General features: G+C 28.3%; 18 protein-coding genes. 10 read left to right on the top strand and 8 right to left on the bottom strand.

The window, feature by feature from the left end; all coding sequences use genetic code 11:
- Positions 1 to 11 precede the first annotated feature (11 nt).
- Positions 12 to 2,534, top strand: coding sequence for an NYN domain-containing protein (locus ACLVEP_RS04935; protein WP_412583239.1), 2,523 nt, complete (start codon positions 12 to 14; stop codon positions 2,532 to 2,534).
- 14 nt (positions 2,535 to 2,548) lie between these two features.
- Here ACLVEP_RS04935 and ACLVEP_RS04930 read toward each other — a convergent pair whose 3' ends face one another.
- Complete coding sequence (locus ACLVEP_RS04930; RefSeq protein WP_412583237.1) at positions 2,549 to 3,709, bottom strand: polysaccharide deacetylase family protein; 1,161 nt, start codon at positions 3,707 to 3,709, stop codon at positions 2,549 to 2,551.
- A 32-nt stretch (positions 3,710 to 3,741) separates the two neighbouring features.
- Complete coding sequence (locus ACLVEP_RS04925; RefSeq protein WP_412583235.1) at positions 3,742 to 4,182, bottom strand: GAF domain-containing protein; 441 nt, start codon at positions 4,180 to 4,182, stop codon at positions 3,742 to 3,744.
- A 55-nt stretch (positions 4,183 to 4,237) separates the two neighbouring features.
- Here ACLVEP_RS04925 and ACLVEP_RS04920 point away from each other — a divergent pair, with 55 nt between their 5' ends.
- Positions 4,238 to 5,005 carry an HD domain-containing protein gene (locus ACLVEP_RS04920; protein WP_412583233.1) on the top strand — a complete coding sequence of 256 codons (768 nt, stop codon included), beginning with the start codon at positions 4,238 to 4,240 and terminating at the stop codon, positions 5,003 to 5,005.
- 22 nt (positions 5,006 to 5,027) lie between these two features.
- On the opposite strand, the gene ACLVEP_RS04915 is transcribed toward ACLVEP_RS04920, so the two are convergent.
- A complete protein-coding gene (locus ACLVEP_RS04915) occupies positions 5,028 to 7,373 on the bottom strand; it encodes an HAD-IC family P-type ATPase (protein WP_412583232.1) in 2,346 nt (781 codons plus the stop codon).
- 139 nt (positions 7,374 to 7,512) lie between these two features.
- On the opposite strand from ACLVEP_RS04915, the gene ACLVEP_RS04910 reads away from it, so the two are divergent.
- The gene (locus ACLVEP_RS04910) at positions 7,513 to 8,847 is read left to right on the top strand and encodes a citrate synthase (protein ID WP_412583230.1); all 1,335 of its coding nucleotides are present in this window, start codon (positions 7,513 to 7,515) and stop codon (positions 8,845 to 8,847) included.
- A 70-nt stretch (positions 8,848 to 8,917) separates the two neighbouring features.
- Here ACLVEP_RS04910 and ACLVEP_RS04905 read toward each other — a convergent pair whose 3' ends face one another.
- Together ACLVEP_RS04905 and ACLVEP_RS04900 are read right to left on the bottom strand one after the other, a co-directional pair.
- A complete protein-coding gene (locus tag ACLVEP_RS04905; RefSeq protein WP_412583227.1) occupies positions 8,918 to 9,946 on the bottom strand; it encodes a branched-chain amino acid aminotransferase in 1,029 nt (342 codons plus the stop codon).
- Between the two features lie 113 nt (positions 9,947 to 10,059).
- Positions 10,060 to 10,587: a cysteine hydrolase family protein gene (locus ACLVEP_RS04900; RefSeq protein WP_117788725.1), complete on the bottom strand. Its 528-nt coding sequence runs from the start codon at positions 10,585 to 10,587 to the stop codon at positions 10,060 to 10,062.
- 106 nt (positions 10,588 to 10,693) lie between these two features.
- On the opposite strand from ACLVEP_RS04900, the gene ACLVEP_RS04895 reads away from it, so the two are divergent.
- The 3 genes from ACLVEP_RS04895 to ACLVEP_RS04885 are packed head-to-tail and all read left to right on the top strand — an operon-like array spanning position 10,694 to position 14,309.
- Entirely contained in the window at positions 10,694 to 11,032 is a 339-nt protein-coding gene (locus ACLVEP_RS04895; RefSeq protein WP_022001299.1) for an ArsR/SmtB family transcription factor, read from the top strand.
- A 1-nt stretch (position 11,033) separates the two neighbouring features.
- Positions 11,034 to 13,565 carry a heavy metal translocating P-type ATPase gene (locus tag ACLVEP_RS04890; RefSeq protein ID WP_412583224.1) on the top strand — a complete coding sequence of 844 codons (2,532 nt, stop codon included), beginning with the start codon at positions 11,034 to 11,036 and terminating at the stop codon, positions 13,563 to 13,565.
- 48 nt (positions 13,566 to 13,613) lie between these two features.
- A complete protein-coding gene (locus ACLVEP_RS04885) occupies positions 13,614 to 14,309 on the top strand; it encodes a DUF421 domain-containing protein (protein ID WP_412583222.1) in 696 nt (231 codons plus the stop codon).
- Here the strand turns inward: ACLVEP_RS04885 and ACLVEP_RS04880 are convergent.
- Positions 14,306 to 15,076 (bottom strand): type III pantothenate kinase, encoded by a 771-nt coding sequence (locus ACLVEP_RS04880; RefSeq protein WP_032090027.1) that lies wholly within the window; start codon positions 15,074 to 15,076, stop codon positions 14,306 to 14,308. The genes ACLVEP_RS04885 and ACLVEP_RS04880 overlap by 4 nt on opposite strands.
- 2 nt (positions 15,077 to 15,078) lie before the next feature.
- Positions 15,079 to 16,257, bottom strand: a complete 1,179-nt coding sequence (gene coaBC, locus ACLVEP_RS04875; protein ID WP_412583220.1) for a bifunctional phosphopantothenoylcysteine decarboxylase/phosphopantothenate--cysteine ligase CoaBC — start codon at positions 16,255 to 16,257, stop codon at positions 15,079 to 15,081.
- A 131-nt stretch (positions 16,258 to 16,388) separates the two neighbouring features.
- Here coaBC and ACLVEP_RS04870 point away from each other — a divergent pair, with 131 nt between their 5' ends.
- Complete coding sequence (locus tag ACLVEP_RS04870; RefSeq protein ID WP_412583219.1) at positions 16,389 to 16,955, top strand: DJ-1 family glyoxalase III; 567 nt, start codon at positions 16,389 to 16,391, stop codon at positions 16,953 to 16,955.
- Here ACLVEP_RS04870 and ACLVEP_RS04865 read toward each other — a convergent pair.
- Entirely contained in the window at positions 16,927 to 17,415 is a 489-nt protein-coding gene (locus ACLVEP_RS04865; RefSeq protein WP_412583217.1) for a hypothetical protein, read from the bottom strand. The two genes, ACLVEP_RS04870 and ACLVEP_RS04865, sit on opposite strands and share 29 nt — an antisense overlap.
- Positions 17,416 to 17,501: 86 nt before the next feature.
- On the opposite strand from ACLVEP_RS04865, the gene ACLVEP_RS04860 reads away from it, so the two are divergent.
- From ACLVEP_RS04860 to ACLVEP_RS04850, 3 genes are read left to right on the top strand one after another with little or no spacing between them, the layout of a single operon-like run.
- The gene (locus tag ACLVEP_RS04860) at positions 17,502 to 17,831 is read left to right on the top strand and encodes a hypothetical protein (RefSeq protein WP_412583216.1); all 330 of its coding nucleotides are present in this window, start codon (positions 17,502 to 17,504) and stop codon (positions 17,829 to 17,831) included.
- A 45-nt stretch (positions 17,832 to 17,876) separates the two neighbouring features.
- Positions 17,877 to 18,503: a hypothetical protein gene (locus ACLVEP_RS04855; protein ID WP_412583215.1), complete on the top strand. Its 627-nt coding sequence runs from the start codon at positions 17,877 to 17,879 to the stop codon at positions 18,501 to 18,503.
- Positions 18,496 to 19,086, top strand: a complete 591-nt coding sequence (locus tag ACLVEP_RS04850; protein ID WP_320096966.1) for a dipicolinate synthase subunit B — start codon at positions 18,496 to 18,498, stop codon at positions 19,084 to 19,086. Before ACLVEP_RS04855 ends, ACLVEP_RS04850 begins: the two co-directional genes overlap by 8 nt.
- Positions 19,087 to 19,102 lie beyond the last annotated feature (16 nt).

The raw sequence follows: 19,102 nt of genomic DNA, 5'->3' as shown, positions 1-19,102 counted from the left end.
AGGTGAAATTCATGAAAAAAGTAACTTTTGCAATTTTAGCACATGTTGATGCTGGAAAAACAACATTATCTGAAGCAATGCTTTTTCATGCAGGTGTTATTAAAAAAATGGGAAGAGTTGATAAAGAAGATTCTTTTTTAGATTATGATATACAAGAAAGAAAAAGAGGTATTACTATTTTTTCAAAAGAGATATCATTTATGTATCAAGAAAGTCAAATGACTTTTTTAGATACACCTGGGCATAATGATTTTAGCTGTGAAATGGAAAGAACGCTACAAGTATTAGATTATGCTATTCTTGTTATTTCGGCTAAGGATGGTATACAAGCGCACACAAAAACAATTTGGAAATTATTGCAAACTTATCAAATTCCTACTTTTATTTTTGTTAATAAGATGGATAGTACGTACTCAACCAAAGAGCAATTATTACAAAATATTCAAAAAGAGTTAAATGAAAATTGTTTTGCAATTGATGAAAACTTTTATGAAAACATTTCTTTATTAAATGATGAATTATTAGAAAAGTATCTTAATCAACAAATGAAACAAGAAGATATTCAAAAAGTTATTTCTTTAAGACAAATGTTTCCTGTATTCTTTGGCTCAGCGTTAAAAGATGAAGGTGTAGAAGAATTTATGGAAGCTTTAGATTTATATACTTGTCAAAAAGAAGCTTTAGATATTTTAAGTGGGATTGTTTTTAAAAAGACATTTCATAAACAAAAACATTTAACGCATTTAAAAGTAACAGGCGGGACTTTGCATGTTAAAGATGTTATTGGTGAAAGTAAAGTAGATGAATTAAGAATTTATACGGGACAAGGTTATCAAAGTGTTCAGAGTGCTTCAACAGGTGATATAGTGGCTTGTTTGGGGTTAGATGAGTTACCTATTGGTTTTACATTTGGAAATCAAAAACAGACACAACAAAATATTTTAAAGCCTTTTATGTCTTATCAAATTTTACTTCCTGATGATATTGAAAAAAGTAAAGCTATTGAACAAATACTAAGTATTGGTAAAGAAGATCCAAGTTTACAATTTGAATATAATCAACAATTAGGAATTCTTTCAGTTAAAATTATGGGAGAAATTCAATTAGATACTTTACAAAATCTTATTTTGGAACGTTATGGATTTTTAATTCATTATGATGAAGGAAGAATTACTTATTTAGAAACTATTTTGGATAAAGTTGAAGGAGTAGGTCATTTTGAACCCTTACGTCACTATGCTGAAGTGCATATCTTATTAGAACCTTTAGAAAGGGGCAAAGGACTTGTGTTTGAAAATCAATGTCAAAGAAATACTTTACCGCTTAATTTTCAAAATCTTGTTTTAACACATATGCAAGAAATTCAACATCTTGGTGTTCTTACAGGATCGCCTATTACAGATATGAAATTGACTCTTGTTACAGGGAAATCCCATTTAAAACATACTGAAGGCGGAGATTTTAGAGAAGCAACCTATCGGGCAATTCGACAAGGCTTAAAAAAGGCAAAATCTCTTTTATTAGAACCTTATTATGAATTTGAGATGATTGTAGAAAATCATATTTCAAGTAAGATTATTTATGATTTAGATACATTTCATAGCGATTATCAAATAAGTTATGAACAAGATTTAACAATCATTAAAGGAAGAGCACCTGTTCGTTATTTAATGACTTATCAAAAGGATTTTCTTTCGCTTACAAAAGGAAATGGGAAGCTGTTCTATCAAATGGCTGGTTACTTTGAATGTCATGATCAAGAAAAAATTATTCAAGAAATTGGCTATAATAGTGAAGAAGATGCTTTATTTCCTACAGGTTCTATCTTTTGTAAACAGGGTGCAGGATTTTATGTCCCTTATGATGAAGTAGAAAATTATATGCATTTACCTTATGTATATCAAAAAAATAAACCACGTCCTGTTACAAAAAATTATAAAGTTGATGATAAAGAGTTAGAAGAAATATTTATTAGAACATATGGACCAATTAAAAGACGACTTTCTAAAGAAATGAATCGTAAAATAGAAAAACAGGTTGAAGAAAAAAAGACAATTTTACCAGAGTGTTTGTTAGTAGATGGATATAATATTATTTTTTCATGGGATGAATTAAATGAACTTGCTAAAACAAATTTAGACCATGCTAGGCATCGTTTGATAGATATCTTGAATAATTATCAAGGTTATCGAAAATGTTTGTTGATTGTTGTTTTTGATGCTTATAAAATTAAAAAGAATATTGGCTCAATTGAAAAAAATGATAATATTTATGTTGTTTATACAAAAGAAGCGCAAACTGCAGATAACTACATAGAGAAAGTAACACATGATTTATCACAAAAATATCGTGTTTATGTAGCTACATCAGATGCTTTAGAACAAATTATTGTTTCTTCTAGAGGGGCTATGCGTATTTCTGCAAGAGAATTCGAATTATTGGTTAAAGAAACACATCTTCATGAAATTGAAGAATTTCAAAGAAAAAATAAACAAATGAAAAATTATTTATTAGAGGATTTAAAAAAGAATTAGCAGTCAAATGACTGCTAATTTTGTATATCATGATGTACATAGTAACTTTCATCATCAATGCCTAAAAATTGATAACCTTTTTGTTTATAATATTGGATGATAGAAGGAAGAGCAGCTACAGTTGTATCTTTAGCATCTGTATCATGTGCTAAAAGGACAATATTTTGATGTGTTTCACTTGTAGCTTGTTTAATGATTGTTGCAGTTGGGATATGATTGCCACTTGCATCTGTTGTATCACCATTCCAGTCATAATATTGATAACCTTGTTTAATGACTTCACGTGTTAATTGAGACATGATACCATGACAATAGTTTTTAGAAATACGATTAGAACTTCCTCCTGGAAAACGAATATAGTGGACTTGAATACCAATAAGTTGTTTAACCATTTGTTTTATTTTTTTAAGGTCCTTGAAATAAGCATCCTTAGAGGAATAAATATCTTGATATTCATGCAAATAACTATGCAAACCAATAGTATGTCCTTGTTTATAAGCTTCAATAATATATTGATTATATTCTTGATGACATCCAGTAACAAAAAAAGTTGCTTTAGCGTTGTATTTTTTTAATATTTTTAAAATGCGATCAGTATTTTGACTGGGACCATCATCAAACGTAAGATACACTATTTTTTTATTAGATTCTATATGTGTGCCAATTTCTATTTTTTTAACGACAGTTACTTTTCTTTTGAAAATCGTTTGGTTATTGGAAAGATCATTTGCTTTATAATAAATTGTATAGTTTCCAATTTGATTGGGATTAAAATCATTGGTATCAATTGTTAAATTGTATTGATTAGAATTATCTTTAATAATAATTCCCTTTTTTAAATCATAAGATTTCCCTTTTTCAATTTTTAAAGATTCAAATTCTTTAATAGTTGGTTTTTTTGTATCAATAACTTCTATTTTCAAATGATATGTTTTTCCTTTAAAAAAATATGTCACTGTATAATGTCCTAAAGTTTGATTGTTTAAATCATTTGCATTATAAGTGACATCATTGATAGAACCATTTTTAACTTTTTTAATATATTTTTTATAATAAAATGGACTATTGATTTCAATTGTTGGATGATCAATAAATATAATCTTTCTTTGAAAATAAAAGTAACCCAGTATACTCATTATTACTATTAAACAACATAATAAAAGATGTCTTTTCATGGCTTTCCCTCATTTCAAAGATATGTAAAAGATTATAAATGTTGAACTAAAATTTTTGAAATTTCTTCAAAAATAATTTGATCTTCTTTGGAAAATCTACTAAATGATGTAGAATCCAAGTCCAGTACACCATATAATTGATCTCCTTTTATAAGTGGAATTACAATTTCACTGTTGCTTTCACTATCACAGGCAATATGTCCTGCAAATTGATGAACATCTTCTACAATAACAGTTTTTTGAGTAGATGCTGCTTTACCACAAACTCCTTTATCTAGAGGAATGTTAGTACAAGCAATTTTACCTTGGAATGGTCCTAAAATAAGTTCATTGTTTTTAAATAAATAAAATCCAGCCCAAGAGATATCTTGAAAATTTTGCATAATAAAAGCAGATGTATTAGCTAGAATTGAAATTTCTTCATTGTTACATTCAATTAAACCAATGTATTGTTTTAATAATAAGTCGTTCATATTTTTTACCTCACTTTATGGTATAGTATAAAATAAAGAAAGGAGTAAGGTCAAGGTGTTTGATATTTTAAAAGCAAAAGAGAGTTTTATGGATTATGTTCGTCAATTTGATTTAACGAATGATAAAATTCATTTAAAACTTGTTCATACATTGGAAGTCGTACGTACAACTGAATATCTATGCCTCCATGAAAATATTACAGGTGTTGAAAGAGACTTAGCCTATTTAATTGCTTTATTGCATGATATAGGACGTTTTGAACAAATAAAACGTTTTAATAGTTTTGATGATCGAAATATTGATCATGCTAAATTAGGGGTGCAGGTTTTATTTAAAGAGGGGATGATTAGAAATTTTATTGATGATGACCAATATGATGAAATTATCGAAAAGGCGATTGCTTATCATTCTGTATACAAAATACCAAATAATTTAGAACCTTCTTTATTAAAACAAGTTCTTCTTATTAGAGATAGTGATAAGTTAGATAATTTTCGAGTAAAAAATATAGAATCAATACAAACTTTGTTTAGTATTTCAGATGCTGACTTTTATAGTCAAAGAGTTTCTCAAAATATTTTGAAAGATATTGAAAATCATACTTTGATTTTAAAAGAAAATAGACACAATGAAGTAGATATGTGGGTTTCCTATATGGCTTTTGTATTTGACTTAAATTTTAAATCAAGTTATTTGTTTATCAGAGAAAATGATTATATACATAGAAATATGGAACGTTTACATTTTACAGGAGATTTAAAAGAAGATATGTTATTTGTTGAAAAAACATGCCAAAGTTATATTGAAGAAAAATGTATGTAAATAAAAAGGACATTTGTCCTTTTTATTTGTGTTTATTTCGCTTTCTTTGTAAGAATAAATAAGTATAATCAAATAATTCAAAATTCAATAAATAAATGACTTTTGAAAAAGTAACTAAAAACATTAAAGTAATGGCACCAATATAATCAATATTTCCCAATCCTAAAAATTGATGACCAACAATTAAAGAAATATATAAAACAATTTGCATTATATAGATTACAAAAATACGATAATGACTTAATGGTGAATAAATATGTCTTAAACCACTATAATAACACCAACTTGTAAGTAAAACACAAATTGTTGAAAGCATTTCTTTTTCTAAACCTAATACACGACCACCATTAACGATAATTGTTGAGCAAATAGCAATCATAAAGGCAAAAGGGAAGGCGTTTTTAAAGACTGTTTTTAAAAAATCACCAGACACTCTTTTGAAATTTGGTTCATAGGTCAAAAAGAAAGTCGGGATGCCTACACAACAAGCAGAAATAATAGTTAATTGAATAGGTTTAAATGGATAACCATGTCCAAATAAGATCATTCCAATCGATAAAACAACTGAAAAGATTGTTTTAATTAAATACATTGATGCTGAAGCAGTAATATTATTAATGACACGTCTTCCTTCGTTAACGATATGCGGCATGGCATTAAAGTTATTTTTTAATAAAACAATATGTGAAGCACTTTTAGCTGCATCACTTCCTGAAGCCATAGCAATTGAACAATCTGCCGCTTTTAAAGCTAATACATCATTAACACCATCACCTGTCATTGCAACAGTATGGTTGTTTTCTTGAAGAGCATTGACCATCAATTGTTTTTGTTTTGGAGAAACACGTCCAAAAATAGTATATTTTTCAATAGCCTCTTTTATTTGTTCATCCGATAAAGAAGAAACATCTATGTAATGTTCATAATTTAAAAGATGACAACGTCTAGCAATTGCTGAAACAGTAACAGGATCATCTCCAGAAATAATTTTAATATCGACATCTTGTCTTTTAAAATAATCTAATGTTGTTTTAGCGTCTTGACGAATAACATCAGATAAAATTAAAATTCCAATACATTTTAAATCTTTTATTAAAGTATTATCATTAATAATTATTGGAGTATATCCAATACACAAAACACGAAAACCTTGAGAGGTATAAGTTTTAATTTTCTTTTCAATTTTAGAATCTAGATTTTCAAAAATAAATTGACTTGCTCCTAAATAAACAGTTCCAAATTCATTAAAAGAAACAGCACTATATTTTCTTTGCGATGAAAAAGGAATAACAAAGAAAGGTTGATAATTTTTTTCTTTAGAGAAGTATTGATGAAGTGCCATAGATGTCATATTGCCATCTTCTAAACAATAATTCATATTTTTGATAATTTGATCAATATTAAAACGATCATCAAAACAAATAACATCATCAACTTTAAGTTTACCTTCAGTAAGTGTTCCTGTTTTATCTAAACAAATGGTATCCACACGAGCAAGAGTTTCAATACAAAATAGATTTTGGACAAGAGTATTTTTTTTAGCAAGTCTTAGAACACTTAAAGAAAGGGCGATTGTTGTAAGTAATACAAGTCCAGATGGAATCATTCCTAAAACAGCAGCTACAACTGAAACAACTGCATCACTAAATGGATAATGACCAATAAAATATTCTTTAAAAAATAGTAAAATTGATAAAGGAATGATAATAATTGAGATAATTTTTAAAATTTGGTCAATTGATTTTGATAACTCGGATTTTTTACTTTCAAATTCTTTTGCTTGAGCGGTAAGCTTATGAATATAACTTTCTTTTCCTACATGAATTACTTTACAAATTGCACGTCCTGATGTAACAAAACTTCCTGAAAGAAGTGAATCACCATTGACTTTTAAAATAGCATCACTTTCACCTGTAAGAAGTGATTCATTTGCTTCTATATGACCTTCTAAAAGTTCACAATCGACAGGTATTTGCATTCCTGTATTTAAAATGATGAGATCATCTTGAACGATTTCATCAATATTGATTTTAGATAATTGATTATCTCTTAAAACATCAATTTGTTGTTTTGTTAAAAGACTTAACTGATCTAATGTCTTTTTTGCTTTTATTTCTTGATAACTTCCTGTTAAAGTATTAAAAAAGATAACAGAAATAAAAAGAGTATTACGATAAGATCCAACAAAAACAAGACATGCAAATAGTAGAATATTGATTAAATTGAAAAATGTAAAAATATTATTAAAAATAATTTCTTTATATGTTTTTGTTGTTTTACTTTCCACAAAATGAGTTTTCCCAAGTTGTTGTCTTTTTAAAACTTCTTCTTGAGATAACCCTGTGAATTCTCTATCAAATATTTTCATAACTATCACCTTGTATTCTATTTTAGAATACTTTTTATCATTTGACAATCTTTAACAAAATAAGACAAGTAAATAATTGTATACAATTATACAAATTTGTGGTATGATATTTCTAACACTATGATAAGGGGGCTTAAATATGAGTGAATTTATTGATTATGTATTTCAAAGAAGTACATCATTAAATAAAATTGATAATTCTTTATATTCTAAATACAACGTAAAAAATGGTTTAAGAAATGAAGATGGGACAGGTGTTCTTGTTGGGCTTACAAGAATATCAGATGTTGTGGGATATAAAAAAGAAAATGGTAAAAAGATTGATACAGAAGGGGAGCTTTATTATAGGGGTGTTAAAGTTTCTGATTTTATAAAGGGACATGATCCAAAAAATCGTTTTCTTTTTGAAGAAGCTTGTTTTTTAATTCTTTTTGGATATTTACCTAATAAAGATGAATTAGATGCATTTAAAAAAGAATTAGCTTCAAGATATGATTTACCTTTAAATTATTTACAAGCACGTATATTAGGATTTCCAATGCAAAATATGATGAATAAACTTCAACAAGAAGTTTTAATGCTTTACACATATGATGAAACACCTGATGATATTTCACCAGAAGCAACATTAAATAAGGGGTTAGATTTAATCGCTAAGATTCCCGAAATTGTTTGTTATGTTTACCGTTGTAAAGTACATTATTTTGATAGTGATAGTTTATTTATTCATCCTGTAAATACTGATTATTCGATTGCTGAAAATATTTTACAAATGTTAAGAATAGATCGTTCATTTACTAAAACAGAAGCCAGTGTTCTAGATATGTGTTTAGTATTACATGCTGATCATGGGGGAGGGAACAACTCTACATTTACAAATGTTGTAATGTCATCTACAGGAACTGATATCTATTCATGTTTTGCAGGAGCGATTGGTTCTTTGAAGGGTCCTAAACACGGTGGTGCTAATCTAGCAGTAGCCAAACAAATGGAACTTGTTATTGATACTGTTGGTTTAAATGCAACTGATGAACAGATTAGACAAATTGTAAATGATATTTTAGATAAAAAATTTAATGACCAATCTGGTTTGATTTATGGTATAGGGCATGCTGTTTATACATTGAGTGATCCTCGTTGTCAAATTCTGTCTAAGCAATGTAAACAGTTAGCTATTGAAAAAGATAGATTAAAAGAATATGAATTATATCATCGTTTTGAAGAAATTGCAGTTGCTGAAATTGAAAAGAGAAAAGGTATTCATGTATGTGCTAATATTGATTTCTATAGCGGGCTCGTTTATGATATGCTAGGAATTCCTAAAGATCTTTATACCTTGATGTTTGTTATTGGACGTTCTGTTGGATGGGTTGCACATAATATTGAAAATAAACTTTATTCAGGAAGAATTATTCGTCCAGCAGGTAAATATGTTGGGGAAAAGAAAGAATATATTAAAATGGAAGATCGTTAAAGCATTGTTAAATCAATGCTTTTTTTATAAAAGAAAAGAGTTGCCAAGATGACAACTCTTATATATTTTGTTATTCTTCGATAACTTTGATCCAACCTTCAGGTGCTTCAATTGTACCCATTTGAATACCTGTTAAAGTTTCATAAAGTTTTTTAAGAACAGGTCCGATTTCATCCATTCCACTTGGGAAACAAATTTCTTTACCATGATCATTGATTTTACCTACTGGTGAGATAACAGCAGCAGTACCGCAAAGACCACATTCAGCGAAATCTTTTACTTCATCAAAATAAACTTCTCTTTCTTCAACTTCTAATCCTAAGTATTCTTTAGCAACATACATTAAAGAACGACGAGTGATAGAAGGTAAGATACTGTTTGATTTTGGAGTAACGATTTTATTATCTTTTGTTACGAAAATAAAGTTTGCTCCACCAGTTTCTTCTACTTTAGTTCTAGTAGCTGCATCTAAGTACATATTTTCATCAAATCCTTGATTATGTGCATCAACGATTGCATGTAAACTCATTGCGTAGTTTAAACCAGCTTTGATATGTCCTGTACCATGAGGTGCAGCACGATCGAAGTCTGATACACGAATTGTAATAGGTTTAACTCCTCCTTTGAAGTAAGGCCCTACAGGAGTTACGAATACTCTAAATTGATATTCGTTAGCTGGTTTAACACCAATAACTGGGTTACTACCGAACATATATGGACGAATATATAAAGTAGCTCCTGAACCATAAGGTGGTACATAATCAATATTAGCTTTAATAACTTTTTCAATAGCTTCTACCCATTTATCTTCAGGGTAAACTGGCATTTCTAATCGTTTGCAAGAGTCAGACATACGACTTGCATTTAAATCAGGTCTAAAGCAAACAACTTTCCCATCTTTTGTTCTATAAGCTTTTAACCCTTCAAAACATGTTTGTGCATATTGTAAAACACCTGCACATTCGCTAATAACAACTTTGTCATCAGCAGTAAGCACGCCTTCATCCCAAGCTCCATCTTTATAATTTGATACGAATCTTGCTTCTGTTGGCATATATCCAAAACCGATATTTGACCAATCAATATCTTTTTTTGACATTTTTTAATACTTCCTTTCCTATATATATATCTTTAGGCAAATTCTACGCCTCATTAGATGAAGTGTCAATAATAATTTATAACTTATTTTAATAAGAAATTATTAATTGTATTTTATTTATTAATAATATTGAATTGCAAATTTTCTAAAATTGAAATTGCTTTTGCCTGCATTGTTAAATCATTACTAGAAATACCTTTTACATCAATAAAGATAGGTGTTTCAGGTAGAGCGCTTTTAACAATTACAGCATTAGATAAAACACAAATATTAGAAACAACACCTACTAGAGTAACATTTTGGTAGTTTTTATCCTTTAAGTAATTTCCTAATTCAAGAGAACCAAAAGTTGTTTTTTCAATACAAATATCATGTTCTTTTTTAGCAGTATTTACCTTGCCATATAGTTTCCAACCATCACTATTTTTAATGCAATGTTCAATTGGCAAATTCTTTCCTTCTTGAGTTTCTAAATAATTATTTTGATGTGTATCGAAAGTAAAAATAACATCATCTTTATTTTGATGATATTGATCAATTAAAGAAGCAAGATACTCATCCAAATATTCAGCTTCTTTAAATCCCAAACTACCATTTACAAAATCTTTTTGATAGTCTACTACAATCAGTAATTTTTTCATAAAATTTCTCCAATCATTTTTATTTAATCTTAACATATATATTGACTTTGTAAATAAATATCATATAATATTCATATGAACATATATTCATATGAAAGGAGAAAAAATGGATAAAATCGTTAATAATGAAATTGTTGAACAAGTAAAGAAAGCAATGCCCGAAGAAGAATCTTTATATGATGTTGCTGAATTATTCAAAGTGTTTGGTGATTCAACAAGAATACGCATTATTTGTGCACTATTTGATCATGAGATGTGTGTTTATGATTTAGCTGCTTGTTTAGATATGACGCAGTCAGCTATTTCTCATCAACTTAGAATTTTAAAAGCCAATAAATTAGTTAAAAATAGAAGAGATGGTAAAATGATGTACTATTCGTTAGATGATGAGCATGTAAAACTAATTTTTGAGGCTGGTTATAGTCATATCATGGAGGATAAATAATATGAAATATAAATATAAAGTTAATGGCCTTGATTGTGCTAATTGCACACAAAAATTAGAAGATGCTTTAAATAAAAAAGAAGAGATTAATGATTGTGTAATTTCTTTTGCAACAGGTATGATGACTTTTGATAGTAATCAAGAAATTAATGATAATGAGCTTCTTTCTTTTATGCAATCCATTGAAGATGAAGTAACAATAGATAACCTCTCTACAAACAAAACACATCATCACGATGAATGTAGTTGTGGACACCATCATGAACATGAACATCATCACGATGAATGTGGATGCGGACATCATCATGAACATGAACATCATCACGATGAATGTGGATGCGGACACCATCATGAACATGAACATCATCACGATGAATGTAGTTGTGGACATCATCATGAACATGAGCATCATCACCATGATGAATGTGGATGCGGACACCATCATGAACATGTGGAAGATCATCGTGAATTGGCTAATTCAATCAAATTTAATATAGTTGGTTTGGATTGTGCAAACTGTGCAAGTAAAGTAGAAGCTGAGATAAAAAAACAATCTTACATTGAAGATGCGGTTGTTAATTTTTCTACTCAAAAGTTAATGGTTAAAGTAAAAAACGATGATTCTTTAATGGAAAAGTTACAAGCTGTTGTTGATTCTGTTGAAGAAGGAGTTGTTTTATCAAAAGAAGATAATCAAAAAATATATAGTAAACCAAAATTATTTGATTTAAAAGAAGATATGGAATTGGTTGAAGGTGTTATTATTTTTATAGGGGCACATTTCTTTGCAGGTGGTTTTGCTACTTTCTTATATTTGTTTGCTTATTTATTAATTGGTTATAAAGTCATTTTAAAAGCAATTAAAAATATTGGTAGAAAAGACTTTTTGGATGAAAATTTCTTAATGTGTTTAGCAACTTTTGGAGCGATTGCTTTAGGTGATTACAGTGAAGCAATTGCGGTTATGCTATTTTATGCTATTGGTGAAATTTTCCAAGGATATGCTGTTAATAAGACAAGATCATCTATTTCTTCTTTAATGGATATTAAAAGTGAATATGCTACAATTGTAAAAGATGATCAAATGATTCAAGTGACTCCTGAAGAGGTACAAGTAGGAGATACAATTGTTGTTAAAGTTGGAGAAAAAGTACCATTGGATGGTAAAGTTATTAAAGGAAACAGTATGTTAGACACTGCAAGTTTAACAGGTGAATCAGTTCCTAGAAGTGTTGAAGTAGGAGATGAGGTTTTATCAGGGGTTGTCAATTTAAATGATGTTATTTATATTGAAGTAACAAAACCTTATGCGGATAGTACAGTAAGTCGTATTATTGATCTTGTTGAAAATTCTGCAAGTAAAAAAGCTAAAATCGAAAAATTTATTACCCGTTTTGCAAAAGTTTATACACCAACTGTTGTTGGACTTGCTGTTTTATTATTAATTGTTCCAATGATTATTTTACCAAATCAAAATTTCTATGATTGGCTTTATCGTGCATGCACATTCTTAGTTGTTTCTTGTCCATGTGCACTTGTTATTTCAGTACCTTTAGGTTTATATGCTGGTATTGGTAAAGCGAGTGCTTTAGGTGTTTTAGTTAAGGGTGGAAACTATTTAGAATTATTAAAAGATATTGATACTGTTGTTTTTGATAAAACAGGAACACTTACTAAAGGTGAATTTGAAGTTGTTGAAATTTCAGATGATCATTTATTAGAAATTGGTGCATATGGTGAATATATGTCAAATCATCCAATTGCTAGAAGTATTGTTAAAGCTTATAATAAAGAAATCGATAGCACAAGAATAACAGATTTTAAAGAAATCGCTGGAAAAGGCCTTTCTGTTGTTATTGATCAAAAACAATATGAATTAGGAAATGAAAAATATTTTCATGAATTAGGTATTGAAGTGAGTCAACCTCAATCTATTGGAACAATTGTTCATATAGCATGTCAAAAACAATATTTAGGACATATCGTTGTTGCAGATGTTATTAAAGAATCTACAATGCCAGGTATCCAAGACTTAAAGAAGGCACATGTTTCAAATACTGTTATGCTTACAGGAGATCATTCAACTGTTGCTCATGATATTGCTTCTAAAATAGGAATTGATCAAGTATATAGTGATTTATTACCACAAGATAAAGTTACACAATTAGAAAAATTAATGGGTAATGATCATGTCGTAGCTTTTGTTGGTGATGGTATTAATGATGCACCTGTTCTTGCTAGAAGTGATATTGGTATTGCGATGGGTGGCGTTGGTAGTGATGTAGCTATTGAAGCTGCAGATGTTGTTTTAATGAGTGACGATATTACGTCAATTGCTAAAGCTATTCAAGTTTCTCATTATACAAACTTTATTTTAAAAGAAAATGTTACTTTTACATTATTAATTAAAATTGGAGTTTTAGTTCTTACTTTGTTTGGTCTTACAAATATGTGGATGGGTGTTTTTGCTGATGTAGGTGTTACTTTAATTGCTATTTGTAATTCAATGAGAATTTTATATAAGAAGTCATAATTTTGACTTCTTTTTTTTATTTTGTCCATACTTAAAAGGGTGATTAAAATGAATTTGTTTGAATATTTTGTTTTGCCTTTAATTTCTTTGATTGTTTTGTTTTTACTAACGAAATTAATGGGCTATAGGCAAGTAACAGAGTTATCTTTATATGATTATATAATTGGAATTACAATTGGTTCTATTGCTGCTGAACTGGTTATGGGAAGTTTTAATGATATTTTAAAACCATTGATAGGAATGATTGTTTATGGTGTTTTTACTTGGGGTGTTTCTGTTTTAACAAAAAAATATTTAAATTTTCGTTTTTTTGTTGAAGGAAAACCTGTTGTTTTATTTGAAAATGATAAGATATATTTAAAAAGTTTGGATAAAGCAAAAATTGATTTGAATGAATTGTTGATGAATTGTAGAATGAATGGTTATTTTGATCTCAATGAGTTAGATAAAATTATTTTAGAAACGAATGGGAAATTTACTTTTTATCCTAAGACATTATCAAGGCCTTTAAAATTAGGTGATCTACATCAAGAGGTTCAAAAAGAATTTATACCAACAATTCTTATTTTACAAGGAACAATTATTTATGAAAATTTAGAATTGATTCATCATAATCAAAAGTGGTTAGAACAAATTATGAAAGTTCATGGAATTAATCTTCAAGAAATTGTTATTTTGTATGTAGATGGACAACAAACAATACATTTTTATTTAAAAAACGAATTAAAAAGGGATTTTATTTAATCCCTTTTTTGCATATCATATATAATTTTTAAACCTTTGAATGTAAGATCTTTATCATAGGCATCAATCAAATTTGTTTCTTGATAGATCATTCTACCAAGACCACCTGTAGAAACGACTTTTAATGGTTCAGGATATTGGCTTTTAATTTCTTCAATCAGTTTCTCTGTTAAACCAATATAGCCATAAACAACCCCTGATTGCATACCTTCAACAGTATTTTTACCAATAATGTGTTGTGGCTTTTTAATTGCTACTTCAGGTAGTTGAGCAGCACGATTAGATAACATTTCAGCAGAAATACCAATACCAGGAGCAATTGCTCCACCCATAAATTCACCTTTTGAAGAAATAACGTCGAATGTTGTAGCGGTGCCAAAATCAATTACTAAACAAGCACAATGGTGACTATAGTAGGCACCAACGGCATCAACGATACGATCACTTCCTAAAGATTTAGGATTATCATATTTTACAGAAATACCTGTTTTAATTCCTGGACCAACAATAATAGGTTCTTTGTGGAAATATTTACGAATGGAATTTGTAAAAGAATACATGATTTTAGGAACAACACTAGAAATAATAACATCTTTTATATCTTCAACAGTTACATTATAGGCACTTAAAAAAGCAAGGATCATAAAACCATATTCATCTGATGTTCTTTGCAGTTTAGTCGTTAAACGGTAATTGCCAATAAGTTGATCATCTTTAAAAAGTCCCATTGTAATATTTGTGTTTCCCATATCTACAACTACTAGCATCTTTACTCTCCTTTAACTTTCATTAATTTTTCTAAAATAATATGTGCTAGATCTTCTTTACTCATTAAATCTAAATAATCAACAAAGTTTTTTGTAATCAAAGCAACTTTATTTGTATCTGTTTTAAATCCAGCACCATCTTCAAATAAATCATTAACAACTAACAAATCACAATTCTTTTTAAAAAATTTATTTTGGGCATTTTCAATAACATTTTCTGTTTCCATAGCAAACCCACAAATAGTTTGTTTTGTTTTATGTTTTCCAATATAAGATAAAATATCTTCGTTTTTTCCTAATTTTAAATAAAATTCCTCAGCTTTTTTCTTTATTTTTTGATCACTATATTCTAAAGGACGATAGTCACCAACAGCAGCAGACATGATAACATAATCTTGAAAATCAAAATAACTTAATACTTGTTTAAACATACCTTGTGCACTTTGAATTTTGATTACATCTACTTCGTAAGGAGCTCTTTGAGATGATGGACCACTAATCAATGTGACATGAGCTCCTAATTGACGAGCAACTTTTGCTAGTGCATAGCCCATCTTTCCGCTTGAATGATTTGAAATAAATCTTACTGGATCAAGTGGCTCTTGAGTAGGACCAGCGGTAATAAGAACATGCTTTCCAGCTAATGGATGAGGAGATGTCGCATATTCAATAGCATCGAGTAAATCTTCAATATCACTGAGATGTCCTCTTCCTTGATAACCACATGCGAGTTCACCAATTTCAGGTTCCACAATCTTAATATGATAAGATTTACAAATATCAAGATTTTTTTGAGTTGCTGTATTTTCATACATGTGTACATTCATTGCAGGAGCAATGATTTTTGGACATGTTGCTGCTAAAAAAGCTGAAGATAAAACATCATCTGCTAAACCATGAGCAACTTTAGCAATGATATTTGCAGTTGCAGGAACAATGATAAAACAATCAGCATCCTTAACAATATTAATATGTTTAATTTGATAACCTGTTTCATCAAAATCATCAATTAAAACAGGTTTATGAATAAGTGCTCCAAAAGTAAGCGGTGTTACAAATTGAGCTGCATTTTTTGTCATAATGACTTCAATATTATAATTTTTCTTTTTTAAACGAGAAATAAGCTCACAAGCTTTGTAAGCAGCAATACTTCCCGATATACCAATAACAATTTTCTTCATAAAACCTCCAAGGGTAATTTTTTACATCTATGCAACATTATAATATATTTTGAAATCCCATACAATGTATTTCATTCTTTTATTTTTCAGTTTTCATGTTAAAATATCTTTAAAAGAAAAGAGGAGAGTTTATGAAAAAAATAGCTGTATTATGTAAAGAAGGATTTGAAGAAATTGAAGCGTTAACACCTGTTGATGTTTTAAGAAGAGCAAATATTCATGTTGATTTAGTAGGTATGGATGATTTAAAGGTTACAAGTTCTCATCAAATTACAATTCAAATGGATTGTGTATTTAATGATCAAATCAAAGAATATGATGGAATTGTTATTCCTGGTGGTTTACCTGGAGCAACAAATTTAAGAGATGATGTACGTGTTATTGAAATTGTTCAACGATTTAATCAAGAACATAAATTGATTGCTGCTATTTGTGCCGGTCCAATTGTTTTGGCAAAAGCAGGTATTTTAAAGGATAAAATTTGTACTTGTTCTCCAGGTTTTGAAACACAACTTACTGGAGCTAATTATCAAGAAGCTATCGTTCAAAAAGATGATCATATTATTACAGGAAAAGGACCAGCAGCAGCCTTAGAGTTTGGTTATACTATTTTAGAAAGTTTGGGGTATGATTCATCAAAATTAAGACAAGGTATGCAATATGAATATCTTATGAATGTTGAAGCACATAAAGAATAAAATTGATAAACAATATAATGGTTATTTCGATAAGTCCATTGATTTGAGAAAAAAAGATGATAAACATAGCAATAATAGAAAGACCATACAAATACCAAAGATAAATTTTGTGAGCTAATATAGGCTCACTTTTTTGTTTATTTTTAATAAGAATTGCTAAAAATAAAAATGCAATAATAATACAAATTATAGGAATAAAAACATGTAAACTTGAATAGATTGGATGATTTTTATGGTATGGAAAAATAAGTCCAACAAAAAAGAATCCTGCAAGAAATGTAATTGTTTTTTTTAAATGTGTGACTTTAAAAAAAGACATACATAAAGAAATTGTCAAAAGTAGACACCAGATATAGTATAAAACAGCATAAGATGAATTCATTAAACTTGTATAATTATTGTAAAGTGGATGATAAAAAAATAATAAAATAATTGAATAGATAAGTGCTAAAATTTGCATAAAATTCCTCATTTCTAAAATAATAAAAATAAAAAAAGAAAAATCAAAATAAATTTACGATATATATAGTGAAGGAGGTAGATCAAATGATGGAAAACAGTATAGCACAAATTCATTTATTAAGTGTACATTTAAATTCTGAAAAAAATAGTATTATTCATAATTTAGAAGATATTAAAGCAATTATGTCAGTATCTTATAAACTACATGATGATTGTGCTGTTAATTTAATGTTTTTAACAACTGTTAACGAAAATGAACAGTGCTTATTTCATCTTAAATGTGAATATGAGTTTTTATGTAAAGATTATTCAAATGAAAAAGAATTGATTATGGAAGCTGTGCAAATTATTAGTCCAAAAGTAGAAGAAATTATTGCGTTAATGACATCACAAATGAAAAATAAAGCAAACTAATTTCACATTTACTAAACCCTTTCATATAGTATAGTGAGGTGGCATATGAAAGGGTTTATTGAGATATATGATCAAAGAATGCAATTTTTAAAAGATATTTTCTTAGAAAATGGTTATCAAATAAGTGACCATTGTGATGAAAAACTTGATTTTTATGTAATTAAAAATCAAAAAATAAAACAGAATAATACATTTTCTCTAAATAATTCAAATACAAAATATATAATAAATCAAGATTATACTTTTAGACATTTAAATAATACATTAACAGCAATAGGAATGTATTTAAAGATAATAAGTGATCATCAAAAATATCATCATATACTTATTTTAGGATATGGTGATTTAGCAAAACAACTTGCAAATATTTTAAAAAATAATTATGATATAACAATCTGTAATAGAAATTATAAAGATATAGATGAAATTAAAAAGCTATATCACCATATGGATATAAATACTATTTCAGGAACGTATGATTTGATTATTAATACAATTCCTATTTGTAAAATCGATTATGAAAAATTAAAATATAAACAAATCTATGATCTAGCACAAACGATTCAATGTGAGCATTATCAATCGTTAAGAAATGTGCCAATACTATATTTCCCATATGAATCTGCACTATTAATGTTTCAATATATTCATGGAGTGATGAAACATGTTTAATGGGATGAAAATAGGTATAGGAATTACAGGCTCATTTTGTTCATTGAAAAATTGTTTAGAATTTTTAAAAGAATTAAAGACTTATTCAGTAGACATTTATGTTTTTGTAAGTGAGCATATTTATTGTTATGATACACGTTTTTTTAAGGCAAATCAGTTTATTGAACAAGTTGAAAAGATAATTAACAAAAAAGTGATCAGTTCCATTGTTGAAGCAGAAATTTTTGGTCCTCAAATACCATTGGATTTAATGGTAGTTTATCCATGCAGTGCCAATACATTAGCTAAAATGGCGCATGGAATTAATGATAATGCAGTAACAATGGCAGTTAAATCAACTCTAAGAAATCAACATAATATTATTTTAGGATTATGTAGTAATGATTTACTTTCAACAAGTGGAATGAATATGATGAAGATTTTAAATACAAAACATTTTTATTTAGTACCAATGTATCAAGATGATGTCATTAAGAAACCAAATAGCTTGATAGCACGAAGTGATTTAGTTATTCAAACTATGATCAATGCACTTGTTGATAAACAAATTCAACCAATATTTTTGATGAAGAACGAGAAATGATACTTTTTCTTTTATG

Origin of the sequence: Faecalibacillus sp., from assembly GCF_047023275.1 — a bacterium.
In the GTDB taxonomy this organism is placed as follows: domain Bacteria; phylum Bacillota_I; class Bacilli_A; order Erysipelotrichales; family Coprobacillaceae; genus Faecalibacillus.
Note: the sequence above shows the minus strand (reverse complement) of the source record. Positions and strands in the feature narration are given on the sequence as shown.